The organism is Rhizobium sp. BK456 (assembly GCF_014194045.1).
GTDB classification, from domain to species: domain Bacteria; phylum Pseudomonadota; class Alphaproteobacteria; order Rhizobiales; family Rhizobiaceae; genus Rhizobium; species Rhizobium redzepovicii.
This window is the reverse complement of sequence record NZ_JACIAO010000016.1, coordinates 97004-109833: the sequence shown is the minus strand read 5'-3', so window position 1 is coordinate 109833 and position 12830 is coordinate 97004. Positions and strand designations below refer to the sequence as shown.

The window sequence follows — 12830 nt, the reverse complement described above, 5'->3', positions numbered from 1 at the left end:
GGTGTTTAGGGTCAGCCCTAAACCGAGATATGGATTGATAATGGCCTACGATGAACAGGAGTACATGGAGCAAGGGGCGGAGGCGGCGGATCGCCACGTACAGCCGCTCGTGATTGTCGGCATCGCGGTCTCAGAGCAGTCGCTGAGCTCGCTCGAACAGATATTTTCAGAAGTCGACCTAGGATTGGGCGTATCCTATCTTGTGGCAGTACGCCAGCAGAAGGGCCTTAGCACCGCGACTGTACTTGGATTGCTCGGGCGGCAGAACAGGCTTTCAGTGATCGTCGCAGCCGACGGTGCACGGCTCCTCCAGAACCATATCTATGTCAGTGGATCGGACGATGTCGTGACGCTCGAGGACGGTCATATCCGCGTCCGTCCGGCTTCCGAACCAGTCGGCCACCGGGGGACCGTCGACACGATGCTGATTTCTTTGGCAGAGCATGCGGGGGAGCGGGCAATCGTTGTTGTCCTGCTGGGGCTCGACAACGACGGCACCGCTGCGGTTGCGGCAACCAAGAACTTCGGCGGCCTGTCGATCGTGGAGATTGGTGAAACCGCAAATGCATCCCTCGAGGATGGGAGAGGGGCGGTGGCAATTGCGGATCTGCGTCTGCCGGCCCAGAGCATTGCATCTGAAATTGCCCGTCGCGCGCGCAATGTCAACGAGAATGAAGACGCTGGAATAGGCGATGAGACCCCAAACGCGCTCGAGGCGCAGATCACCCAGATCGCCACGGTTCTTCGCAACGTCACGAGCCACGACTTTCACGGATACAAGCGCGGGACATTCAACCGACGCGTCCACAGACGCATGCAGGTGCTGCAGATCGGCAGCATCGATGCTTATATCGAGCGATTGCGCGCCAGCCGAGACGAAGTTCAGGACCTGTTTCAAGACCTGCTGATCGGTGTCACCCAGTTTTTTCGCGACCCGGCCGAGTTTGAAGCGCTCGAGCGCGAAATTCCAAAATTGTTCGAAGGCAAGGAGGCGAGTGACAAATTCCGCGTCTGGGTGCTGGGTTGCGCGACCGGAGAAGAAGCCTATTCGATCGCAATGCTCCTGCGCGAGCACGTATCAACCATGGACTATCCTCCGGAGGTGCAGATATTTGCGACGGATCTCGACGCACGGGCGCTGGGAATTGCGCGCGCTGGGCGCTATTCGGCTGCAATCACCTCCCATGTGCCGCCCGAGCGGCTCGCTCGCTGGTTCGTGCGAGAAGGTGACACCTATTGCGTGGTCAAGGAATTGCGTGAGATGTGCATCTTCTCACCGCATAACATCGTCAAGGATGCACCATTTTCCCGCATCGACGTCCTGTCGTGCAGAAACCTGCTGATCTATCTCGACAACGAATTGCAAAACAGGGTCATGCCCATCTTCCACTTTGCTCTCCGGCCAAACGGCATCTTGTTTTTGGGCTCATCGGAGAACGTTACCCGGCACGCAAAGCTTTTTGCCCCTGTCGACCGCAAAAACCGCCTGTTTCGGAGGCTGGAAACAGCAACCAGGATCATTCCGGACTTCCCGCTCAGCCCCCGTCCGCGCAGCCCCGACCATCCGTTCTCGCCACCGGCGCCCATGCTCCAGACCGGCCGGCTTTCGGCCACGATCAGCCGGCAGGCAGAGGTCGTCGCAGAGCGCTTTGCGCCAGCTTATGTGGTTGTCGATTCGCACTATGACGTTCTCCATTTCTCCGGGCGCACGGGTCGCTTTCTCGAACCGACGTCAGGAACGGCGACACTCAACCTTCTGAGCCTTGCCCATCGCGATCTTCGGCTCGATTTGCGATCCGCCTTGCAGCGTGCCACGACTGAAGCCGTCAAGGTAGAAGTGCCGCGCGTGCTGTTGCGACAGGACGACCGCGGCTATGCCGTCAATATCATCGTCGAACCTCTAGGCAGCGGCGACGTCACCTCACTGATCGTGCTGTTCCAAGACGCAGGCCAGGTTGCCGAGGGGACGGCGCCGGACGGAGGACGGCTGACGAGCGAAGAGCACGTCCAGCGTCTTGAGACCGACTTGCGCCTGACGCGCGATCGACTCCAGGCGACCATCGAAGAGCTCGAATCCACAAACGAGGAACTCAAGTCGTCCAACGAAGAATATCAGTCGATCAACGAAGAACTGCAGTCGGCCAACGAGGAGATGGAAACCTCCAAGGAAGAACTGCAGTCTGTCAATGAGGAGCTGCAGACCGTCAACGGCGAACTTGCCCACCGGGTCGCTGAACTGGATCGTGCAAATTCAGACTTGAAGAACCTCCTCGAGGCGACCCAGATCGCGACTGTGTTCCTCGATAACGATCTGCGGGTCAGAAGCTTCACACCGGCCGCAACCGAAATTTTCCACCTGCTCGAGACCGACGTCGGGCGACCGCTCGACCACGTCGTCTCGCGGGTCACTTATCCGGAGCTTCTGGATGATGTCCGGCTTGTTCTGAGAACGCTGATGCCCGTGGATCGGAAGGTCAGCGACCCCACAAATAACCGGCACTACGCAGCCCGTGCACTGCCGTATCGCAGCGTTGATAATTATATCGGCGGAGCTGTCGTCACCTTCACAGACCTGACGGCGACCTACGAGGCGGAGATGGCGCTTCGACGCAGCGAAGAACGCCTGCAACGCGTTCTGGAGACTGATGCGGTCGGCGTGGTTTTTCTGAATGAGGAAGGCGTGATCGTCGACGCCAATGAAATTTTCTTGCAGATGTCCGGGTACAGGCGCTCACAATTGGGTCGCCCAGAGCTTCACTGGCGCCGGCTGACCCCGGCGGAGCATATCGCCGAAACTGAATTGCAGATTAAAACTTTGAAAGAAACGGGCCGCATGGGCCCATATGAAAAGGAGTATCTCCTCGCCGATGGCACCCGTCGCTGGATGTTGTTTGCCGGACGCGAGCTTGGCGACGGGACGACCGCTGAGTTCTGCATCGACATCTCGGCACGAAAACTAGCACAGGCAGCCTTGCGCCAGGAGGAGGAGCAGTTCCGCCTGTTTGGCGAAGCTTCTTCCGACGTTTTATGGATCCGCGATGCCGACACGCTGCAATGGAAATATCTCGCGCCAGCCTTCGAGACCATCTACGGTGTCGAGCGGCATCAGGCCCTCACGGGCAACAATTTTCGCGATTGGGTGGAGTTGATCATCCCTGAAGACCGGGAACGGGCGCTCTCCGAAATTCGTCGCGTTCGCAATGGCGAAAGCGCGGAATACGAGTACCGCATCAGGCGCGCCTCCGACCACGAAATCCGATGGTTGCGCAACGCCGAGTTCCCGCTTTTCCGAGAGGAAGGAGATTTTACCCAGATCGGCGGTATCGGCCGAGATATCACCGATGAAAAGGTCTCTGCTGATCGTCTGAAAGTCCTTGTCGGCGAGCTTCAGCACCGCACGCGCAACCTCATGGCAGTCGTCCGGTCGATGGCTGACAAGACCCTGCGTACCAGCATAGATCTGGCAGATTTCCACAAGAAGTTCCGCGACCGGCTGGATGTGATGGCGCGGGTGCAGGGATTCTTATCGCGGCTGCAGGATGGGGATCGCATTACCTTCGATCAGCTTATTCGCTCCGAACTGGCATCCCTCGGCGTGGCGGAAGGCGAAACGAGCCGGTTCATCTTGCAAGGTCCAGACGGTGTCAGGCTTCGATCGACGACTGTCCAGACAATGGCACTGTCGATGCATGAGCTTGTGACCAATGCCGTTAAGTATGGGGCGCTTAGCCAACCTCAGGCCCATCTGGCGATCGTTTGGCGTGTCGAAAAACAAGGCGAAGACGGCAAGCCATGGCTGCACGTCGATTGGCGCGAAAGCCGGGTGAAGATGCCGCCTCCCGGTTCTGGACCACAAGGGGGCGGCCAGGGCCGCGAACTGATCGAGCGCGCGCTGCCCTACCAGCTCGATGCGAAGACGTCCTATGTCCTTGGTGAGGATGGGGTCCATTGCACGATCGCAATCCCTGTTTCCGTCAGCAACCTCATCGAGGGTGGTCATGGTTGAACGGGTGCTTTTCGGATACCGTGTGCTCGTGGTCGAGGACGAATTTATGCTGGCGGAAGATTTGTCCCAGGAGCTGGCCGACGCAGGGGCCACCGTCATCGGCCCGGCGCAATCTCTGGAGCGTGCGGTTGAGCTGCTGGCCACAACAGACGGCCTCGACGCAGCCGTCTTGGATGTCAACCTTCATGGGGAGCCGGTATATCCGGTTGCCGATACGCTTCTTGCGCGCCATATCCCATTCGTGTTCACCACCGGCTACGATCGCTCTGTTTTACCCCGCAGGTTCAATTCAATTGCCTGCTGCGCCAAACCCGTTCGCTTCACGAAACTATTGGAAGCCTTGCAGTCTGCTATCAAGCTTTCACGGCCGGCCTAGCCCCACAAATCGTTATTGCGCGATCGTATACTGATCATCGCCCGATACGGTTCGCACCCGGCCGAAGCCACATGCTTCTTATCGGAGAGCATGCAGCTCGGCCTTGAGCCTATCAAGGTGAGCGACATGCAACACCTGCGACTCCTCAAAAACCTCCAGAAGTCGTTGCGCTTCGCTGGCGTCGGAGCCGCGGTTCGTCAACTGAGCCACGATCTCCCGCTGCCGAGCGATGTGATGTCCTCCTAGGGCCACATGCTCTAGGGCCTGCTGCAGATGTTTCTCCACCATACCTCTGTCCATCCCTTTGTCCTTTCTCCCAGCCGCTGATCATGCGCTTATTCTCCAGCTTGGGAAACGGATAAGTGCGAGGGGACAGGTGATATCGTCCGGTCGCTCACTGTGGGCCCCCTGCTTGCCGTCCTATCGCCAAAAAAGGTTAGATGCGCCAAGTTCACCTGAACGAGTTCCGTTGGGAGCCCCGGCCGAAAGTGATTGTACCTAATGGGCGTAGAGATAGGCCGCGAGGTCACGTGCTTCCTTCTCCGATATCCCGGTCGTCGGCATCGCGGTCTTCGGAGAATAGCTCTGGGGCGTGACGATCCAGCCGACCAGGTTATCGGCGGAGTTGTTGAGCACGCCGGCGATATAGACCCGCTCGCGCAGACCGGAAAGATCGCCCCCGACCTTGCCGTCCGCACCGTCGATACCAGGGATGGTATGACATCCGCTGCACCCGTATCGACGAAAGATCACAGCGGCACGGCTGGGGTCGCCTCTTGTCAGGGCAGTCGCACTGGCGAACCTTTCGGAGCGCGCGCGATAGACGTCGGTCAGTGCTAAAGCGGCGGTCAGGCTCAGCGCACAGGCGCCGACGATGATGGCCGGGCGAAGCGAGCTACGAAGCAATGATGCGTGTTCCACCTGCGCCTCCCTTTGCCGAATCCCTGATCCAAAGAGCTACCAACGCAAGCGCCGCAGCTGCGTAGACGATCCCGGCGGGAACCCACATGACCAGGCCGGCCAGCTGCTGGTCTTCGAGCGGCGAGAGACCCCAATTCCCGGAGGTTTGTGTCTGCAGGCCATAAAGCACTTTCGGCGAAAGTGCGATCAGGGCACCAAGAATGCTCATATGCAACATGGTGAGAAAGAGGTGCCAGGCGGCAAGCCCCCTGTTGGTCTTCCATATGACCGACCACCAGAAGAGGAAGGCGGTCACAAAAAAGCAAAGATGCTGCAGGCGATGGAGTGAGACGCTTTCGATGGCTGCGTCGAAGAGGACGGGTGCGTGCCAGGCCCAGATCGCGGCGCCGTGCACCAGCGTTGCAACCGTGCCATTGGTGAGGAAAGTCCATGTCTTGCGGACCGCCTTGTTGGAAACAACCTGTCCTGTCCGGCGTCTTATCGACCTTGGAAGGCTCCAGAGCAGCATGGCGGAAGGGCGCGCCAGCACGATGAGCGGTGCGGAAACCGCCATGACCAGCTCATGTTCGATCATGTGAACGGTAAAGAGCTGTTCGCCAAGCCAATGCAAGGGTGAGATGAGCGCGCCGGCAAGCACGCACCAGCCTGCCCAGAAACTCGTCATCCGGCGTTGAGACGCGCGGCGGCTTGCAGTCAATCGCGGCCGGAAGCGAAGGCTGCCGCAGCCATAAAGGATTGCGCTGAGAACAAGCGGGGAAAGGATCCACGGATCGGCGGTCCACGGGAGTACGCTTGAATGCGCATGCCCATCATGGGCGATCGCCGGTTGGCTTATCGCAGTGGCAGCAAAAACGATGATGGCGCTTCGTGTTCTCATAATCGCGGCACCCAGTAGATGCACCCGTAGATGGGAAGCCAGGCAAGGACGACAAAGTTCCAGTAGAGCGCGTTGTCCTCGACATCGCCGTAGCGCCGCATATTGTCTCCGTGCTTTGAAAACATTAGGCAGGAGAGAACGACGGTATCGACGAAGTCGGTCACGATGTGGGTCGTATGCAGGCCAAGCAGGGTCCAGACGATTGATCCGTAGGCGTTATCATCCCAATTGATATGGAGGGCCGAGAATTCAAACGCGCGCGGTATGAGGGGAAGAAGTCCCAGAATGGCCATGACGATCAGGCCGGCCCGCACCTTACGAAGGTCCCTCTGCTTCGCCCACCGGGAAACCAACATGTTCGGCACGACGCTCATAAGGAGCAGCAGTGTCAGGATCGTGCCGGCGGGAAGGTCCGGAGGAGGGGCTTCGATCGGCCACTGAGGCGCAAGGCTCATCAGGTAGAAATAAACTGCGATCGCTAGCGCAAAACCTGTGCCTTCGATCAGCATGAAGGCGCTAGTACCCCAGAAGGTCAGGCTCGCGCTGCCCATGCCATGCGGGGGAAGCTTCGACAGATCGAGGGCGATGCGTTCTTTCATGATTCGTCCTCCGGCGTTCGTTTCGGCCAGAACCAGCCCGTGAGCGTGATCGCCACCGGGACGGCACCCCAGATGACCGCCCAGGGACTGAATATCGAGGCGATCAGCATGATACTCGTGGCAATGGCTGCCAGAAATGGCCAGATCGAATTGGCCGGCGACAATTCCCGGGCTTCCGGATCGGCAGATGTGAGACCGCTGACGATCAGCTCGCGCCGGTCGAGCCGCAGACCGGTTGCCACCGCTAGCGCATCGCCCGACGTCCAGAGCGGCTCCCTGGAGTCGACGATGGGAATGTGCCGGAAGTTATAAGGCGGCGGGGGCGACAACGTCGCCCATTCCAGTGTCGAAGCATTCCAGGGATTGGCGCCTGCCGGCGGCCCATACCGGAAACTGCGCAGGACGTCGATGAAGAAGACGAGGAAGCCCGCCGCGAGGATGACGGCACTGAGGCTGATGAAAAGGTTCAGGCCCGCCCAGGGCAATTCCGGCGGATAGGTGTAGACGCGCCGCGGCATGCCTTGCAGGCCGAGGACATGCATCGGGAAGAAAGTGAGGTGAAAGCCGGTGAAGATCAGGCCGAAGGCCCAGCGCCCGAGCCGTTCGCTCATCATTCGCCCGGTCATTTTCGGAAACCAATAATAGATCGCGCCGATGAGGGGGAAAACCGAACCTCCAATCAGCACGTAATGAAAATGCGCTACGACGAAATAAGTATCATGAACCTGGGTGTCGAACGGTACCGAAGCCACCATGACGCCGGTCAGACCGCCGATCACGAACGTAATGAGGAAGCCGATGATGAACAGCATCGGTGTCTTGAAGACGGGGCGTCCGGCCCACAGGGTTGCCAGCCAGCAGAAGATCTGGGTGCCTGCCGGAATGGCGATCGCCATGCTTGATGCGGTGAAGAAGCTGCTGCCCAAACGCGGTAGGCCGGCCACGAACATGTGGTGCACCCACAATCCGAAGGCGAGAGCACCAGTCGCAATCATCGCCAGCACCAGCGGCAGATAGCCGAAGGCAGGGCGCTGCGTAAAGGTGGAGATCATCGCCGAAACCATGCCGACGGCAGGCAAGAAGATAATATAGACCTCCGGATGGCCGAAGAACCAGAACAGATGCTGCCACAGGAGCGCATCGCCGCCTTCTGCGGGATTGAAGAACTGGGTGCCGACCAGCCGATCGAGAATCAGCGATGAACTGGCGAGCATGATTGCTGGCATTGCCATGATCACCAGAAAGGCGGTGACCAGCATCGACCAGACAAAGATCGGGATCCGATCGAGCGACATGCCCGGCGCTCGCATTTTGAAGACGGTGACGACAATTTCGACGGCAACGGCCAGGGCTGAGACTTCCGTGAAGGTAATCATCTGGGCCCAGATGTCAGCGCGTTTGCCCGGGCCGTATTGCGGGCCTGCCAATGGCACGTAGGCGAACCATCCGACATCGGGAGCAGTGTCGAGCGCGAGAGACGCCCATAGAAGCAGCCCGCCGGCGAGAAAGATCCAGTAAGAGAAGGCATTCAACCGGGGAAAGGCGATGTTGCGGGTGCCCACCATGAGGGGAACGAGGTAGACCGCCATCGCCTCCATCACTGGCACGGCAAACAGAAACATCATATTGCTCCCATGTACGGTAAAGATCTGATTGTAGCGGTCGGCGCTGATGAAACGGGCTTCCGGAAACGCGAGCTGGAGGCGCATGGCCAGCGCTAGGACGCCGCCAAGCATTAAAAACGCGAAGGCCGTGGCGATGTAGCGCCGTCCGATGATCTTGTGATCCACGGTCGAGAGAGCCGCAACGATCCCTGCTGGCGTCGACCATGTGGCCTTAAGGAAAGCTTCGGCCCTTTCATCGCCGGCGGCCAGATCAGCATGGGTGGGAATTTTGGAGTGCGGTTTCATTGGAGCCCACTCATATAGGCGCTCAATTGGCGCAACTCCTCGCTGGTGACGGGAACCAACGGCATGTTGTTTCCCGGCTTCAGCGTTTGCGGATCGGCAGTCCATGCGGCGAGCGATCCGCGCGTATTTTGAGCCAGCCCCGCGCCGATCGTGCTTCGGCTGCCAACATGGGTGAGGTCTGGTCCGGTCGTGCCGGATGCCTCGGTGCCGCGGATCGTATGGCAGGCGGCGCAGGGCTTGCGCATGAACACGATCTTGCCGGCGGCGGCTTCACTTTCTTTCGGAGCGGCGGCTACCTCCCTTTGCGCATCCAGCCATTGGGCATAGGCCTCTGGCTCGTCGGCGATGACGAGCAGCGCCATATGGCTGTGCTGCAGGCCGCAGAATTCGGCGCACTGACCGCGGTAGACGCCGGCCTGGCTCGCATGAAGCGTCAGCGCGTTTTCGCGGCCGGGAACAAGATCCTGCTTTCCGGTGAGGTTCGGCACCCAAAAGGAATGGATGACGTCGCTCGCCTCAAGGCGAAGGCGCACGTCTTTCCCGACCGGGATATGCAGCTCGTTGGCGGTCTGGAAGGTCTTCGCAGGATCGGGATCGAGATAGGTGAATTGCCACCACCACTGCTGGCCCCGAACGAGAATCGTCGGCGCATCAACCTCGCCGCGATCCAGTTCGGGCGTGGCGTAGAAGCTGGCCGCGGTCAGGAAGGTTATGATGATGGAAGTTGCAACAACGGCGCCGGCGACAACCCTACCCATCGAACGCTCCGTCTGCTGCCGGCCCGCGGGCGCATGCCTTCCGCGCACCAAGGCCCATACCATCACCCCCATCACCAACACGAAGACGAGGCCGCAGACGGCGATGAACAGAAATATGAGGTTCTGAAGTGCAAGGGCCGACGGCCCATTCGCATTAAGCGCCGATTGTGTACCGGCGCAACCGGGAAGAAACGGAGCGCATGCCAGGACGATTTTCAAGGCTGGACACCTCGATCGGAGCGAACGCCGGCCGGTCCTTGCTCGAAAAGACCCGCGGCCGGTGCGCGGTTTTCAGACGGCCTGGTATGCTTGTCGTCGTTTCGGCTCGTAGCGGTATAGGGTGGGGAATAGGCCCCAATCGTCCTGACATAGCCGGCAAGCTGCCAGATCTGGTCGCTGGTCATTTTGTTGGCGTAGGATGGCATGCCGTAGGGTCGGCCATCACGAATGGATGCGACGACCGATACCATTTCAGAACCGTAGAACCACCACCCGTCGAGAAAGGAGGGCCCTGTTCCGCCGCGCCCATCTCCATGGCAACCGGAGCAACCAAACCAGGAATAAAGACGCTTGCCCTGGCTCAGATCGAAGGCCGTCGCCTCATAGGGTTTGCCGATCGCGAAATAAACATCCGGCGGCGTTCCGCCGATGCGGTCGGGCATCAGCTTGAACTGATCGAGCGCTGATGCAACCGGGGGATCGGCCCGGTATTGACGGGGGTGTCGTGCCCAGCCGATCGCCGCGCCGATCAGCAACATGCAGAGAAGAGTTCCTGCCGCAAGCCAATTGAAACGTCTGGTCTCGCCCATCGCCGCGGGTCCAGAATCAGGATGGCGACGCGGCGCCGGAAGGGCTCACTCGGACCGGCAATAGCTTGTAGGACGGCGTTTTGGCTTTGGCGTCGTGATGGGCAAGCGGGAAGAGGGGATTTGCCTCCGGGTAATAGGCTGCGCAGCATCCCTTCGGCATGTCGTGCCGAGCGACCCTGAAGCCGGTGACACGACGCGTCGCCGCAACATCAATTGCAGTTGTTAGATCAACGACGTCGCCGTCCTTGAGGCCTAGCCGCTCGATGTCTTCTTCGTTCATGAAAACGACCTTTCTGGTGCCATCCACGCCGCGGTAACGGTCGCCATAGCCGTAGATCGTTGTGTTGAACTGGTCGTTCGAGCGCAACGTCGCGAGATTGAGAACCTCGACGGCGGCCGGGCCGATGTCGAACTGCGGAAAGAGCCGCGGCGGCGTGATGAAATTGGCTTTCTTGTTGGATGTGGCGAACTTTCGCTGCCGGGCCGGCACCGGCCGCGGAAAGCCCCCCGGCTGAAACATGCGTTTGTTGAAGTCCCTGAAGGTTTCGGGATAGGTCCTTTCGATTGAATCTCGAATTTTTGAATAATCGCCGACCCATTCGTCCCAGGGGACCTGGCCCTTCGTCAGGGTTGCTTTTGCAATCCCAGCGATAATTGCAGGCTCCGAAAGAAGCTCCTTGCTTGCGGGTTTTGCCCTTCCGCGCGATCCGTGGAAATGCGCCACCGAGCTTTCGATTGAGACAGCTTGCGGCCCGCTTGCTTGTTCATCGACTTCCAGCCGGCCGAGACAGGGCAGGAGATAGGCAATTTCGCCATGGACGACATGGCTGCGGTTGAGCTTGGTCGCGATTTGTACGGTCAGGCGAAGCTTCCGCCATGCTTCCTCCATCGCGTGCGTTTCCGGTATGGCTCGCAAAAAGTTGCCGCCGAGACTGACAAAGGATTTCGCTTCGCTCTGCATAATCGCCCTGCAGGTATCGACGGTCGAGCGACCTTCCCAGGTCGGCGGCTCGAACGCATAGAGTTCCGAAAGCTTATCGAGCGGCGCCAGACCGGGTTTTTCCGTGATCCCGACCGTGCGCTGGCCCTGAACGTTCGAGTGGCCTCGCACGGCACAGATGTTGGCGCCGGGTTTGCCGATATTGCCGCGCAACAGAGCTAGATTGACGACCATATGAACATTCTCGACGCCCATTACATGCTGGGTTAGCCCCATGCCGTAAATCATCAGCACGGCCTCGGCTTTGGCATATGTGTCTGCCGCCTGGGTCATCTGTTCGCGGGAAAGGCCTGACACCCTCTCCAACTCCGCCCAGTCGTGTCCGCGCGCAGCAGCGGCAAATTCTTCGAAACCCGACGTGTGGGTCTGGATAAAATCGTGGTCCAGCACATGCCTGGTATCGGCTGCCGCCATCGAGGCGGCAAAAACGACCGTTGCAGCATTTGTCGGATCCTTTGGCATGGCATCACTGCCAGAGACCTTGCTGATCCCTGACGTCTTCAGGGCATCGTCGGCTTCGATCAGCGCCTTGCAGACACCGAAGAGCGCTGCAATGTCGCCCCCGTTTCTGACCTGATAATACTCCGACGAGATAGGCGTCGAGTGACCTGTCAGCATCTGGCCGGGCATTTGCGGATTGATGAAGCGCTCGAGACCGGGTTCGCGCAATGGATTGAAGGTCACGATCTTCACGCCTCTGTCGACGGCATCCTGCAGGTCATGAAGCATTCGGGGCGATGAGGTGTTGACGTTCTGAGCCAGGTAGAAAATGCAGTCGCAATTTTGAAAGTCCGACAGCATCGCCGTGCCGACGGAGGAGCCGATACTTTCCGGCAGAGCGACCGAGGAGCTTTCGTGACACATGTTGGAGGAGTCGGGCAGGTTGTTGCTGCCGAAGATGCGGGCGAAAAGCTGGTACATATAGGCCGTTTCCAGGGAGGCTCGTCCGGAAGTGTAAAAATCGACCTGCTGCGGAGCAAGCGACCGAAGTTCCCTGCCGATTTCTTCGAACGCTTCGGTCCAGCTCACCGGCTCGTATTTGTCGGTTTCGCTGTTCCAGCGCATCGGGTGGGTCAGGCGGCCTTGCTCCTCAAGATCGTGATCGCTCCACTCTTCCAGCTCATGCAGGGTATGGGCTGCGAAGAAGGCGCGGTCGGCACGCCGGGAGGTAATCTCCCACGCAGTCGCTTTGGCGCCGTTCTCGCAGAATTCCATCGGATGAGGCTTAGCAGGCTTGGCCCAGGCGCAACTGACGCACATATAGCCATCGGCTTTGTTTTGATGGGCAAGCAGCGACGGTCCGGATCGCGGCACGTGCTCGCGCAGGAGAATCTCTCCGGTCGATCTGGCGGCTCCCCAACCGCCTGCTACATGGCTGCCCTTACCGATTTTGGGATGATTTTTTGCTCTGGCTGACATTTGGGCCTCTCGACAAATCTTGCGAAGACAATCTGACCGACGTTCCGTCACGCCGAACTCCGACAGAGCCCAACTGTTCCATGCAACGGCTTCGCGGCATTTGAGGCGGGAAACTTAAGTGTGAGCATCCATTGGATGAGTGACATGCAATGTCG

General features: G+C 59.4%; 10 protein-coding genes. 2 read left to right on the top strand and 8 right to left on the bottom strand.

Translation table 11 applies throughout. From position 1 onward, the window contains the following. Positions 1–40: 40 nt before the first annotated feature. Together FHX03_RS31920 and FHX03_RS31915 are read left to right on the top strand one after the other, a co-directional pair. Complete coding sequence (locus tag FHX03_RS31920) at positions 41–4006, top strand: CheR family methyltransferase (RefSeq protein WP_183857163.1); 3966 nt, start codon at positions 41–43, stop codon at positions 4004–4006. Beyond that, the gene (locus tag FHX03_RS31915; protein WP_183780472.1) at positions 3999–4382 is read left to right on the top strand and encodes a response regulator; all 384 of its coding nucleotides are present in this window, start codon (positions 3999–4001) and stop codon (positions 4380–4382) included. The genes FHX03_RS31920 and FHX03_RS31915 overlap by 8 nt, the downstream gene beginning before the upstream one ends. Positions 4383–4460: 78 nt before the next feature. Here the strand turns inward: FHX03_RS31915 and FHX03_RS31910 are convergent, their stop codons facing one another. The 8 genes from FHX03_RS31910 to FHX03_RS31875 all read right to left on the bottom strand — a co-directional run bounded on the left by FHX03_RS31910 (position 4461) and on the right by FHX03_RS31875 (position 12675). Beyond that, positions 4461–4670, bottom strand: a complete 210-nt coding sequence (locus FHX03_RS31910; protein WP_246699327.1) for a hypothetical protein — start codon at positions 4668–4670, stop codon at positions 4461–4463. Positions 4671–4880: 210 nt separating this feature from the next. Next, positions 4881–5303, bottom strand: coding sequence for a c-type cytochrome (locus tag FHX03_RS31905; protein WP_183780477.1), 423 nt, complete (start codon positions 5301–5303; stop codon positions 4881–4883). Beyond that, positions 5278–6180: a cytochrome c oxidase assembly protein gene (locus FHX03_RS31900; RefSeq protein ID WP_183780480.1), complete on the bottom strand. Its 903-nt coding sequence runs from the start codon at positions 6178–6180 to the stop codon at positions 5278–5280. The genes FHX03_RS31905 and FHX03_RS31900 overlap by 26 nt, the downstream gene beginning before the upstream one ends. After that, positions 6177–6779, bottom strand: a complete 603-nt coding sequence (locus FHX03_RS31895; protein ID WP_183780482.1) for a heme-copper oxidase subunit III — start codon at positions 6777–6779, stop codon at positions 6177–6179. Before FHX03_RS31895 ends, FHX03_RS31900 begins: the two co-directional genes overlap by 4 nt. Further along, positions 6776–8689, bottom strand: a complete 1914-nt coding sequence (gene ctaD, locus FHX03_RS31890; RefSeq protein WP_183780485.1) for a cytochrome c oxidase subunit I — start codon at positions 8687–8689, stop codon at positions 6776–6778. The genes FHX03_RS31895 and ctaD overlap by 4 nt, the downstream gene beginning before the upstream one ends. Beyond that, the gene (gene coxB / locus FHX03_RS31885; protein ID WP_183780488.1) at positions 8686–9666 is read right to left on the bottom strand and encodes a cytochrome c oxidase subunit II; all 981 of its coding nucleotides are present in this window, start codon (positions 9664–9666) and stop codon (positions 8686–8688) included. The genes ctaD and coxB overlap by 4 nt, the downstream gene beginning before the upstream one ends. Beyond that, entirely contained in the window at positions 9663–10256 is a 594-nt protein-coding gene (locus tag FHX03_RS31880; RefSeq protein WP_183780491.1) for a c-type cytochrome, read from the bottom strand. The genes coxB and FHX03_RS31880 overlap by 4 nt, the downstream gene beginning before the upstream one ends. Before the next feature lie 16 nt (positions 10257–10272). Next, positions 10273–12675 (bottom strand): FdhF/YdeP family oxidoreductase, encoded by a 2403-nt coding sequence (locus FHX03_RS31875; RefSeq protein ID WP_183857161.1) that lies wholly within the window; start codon positions 12673–12675, stop codon positions 10273–10275. Between the last annotated feature and the right edge of the window lie 155 nt (positions 12676–12830).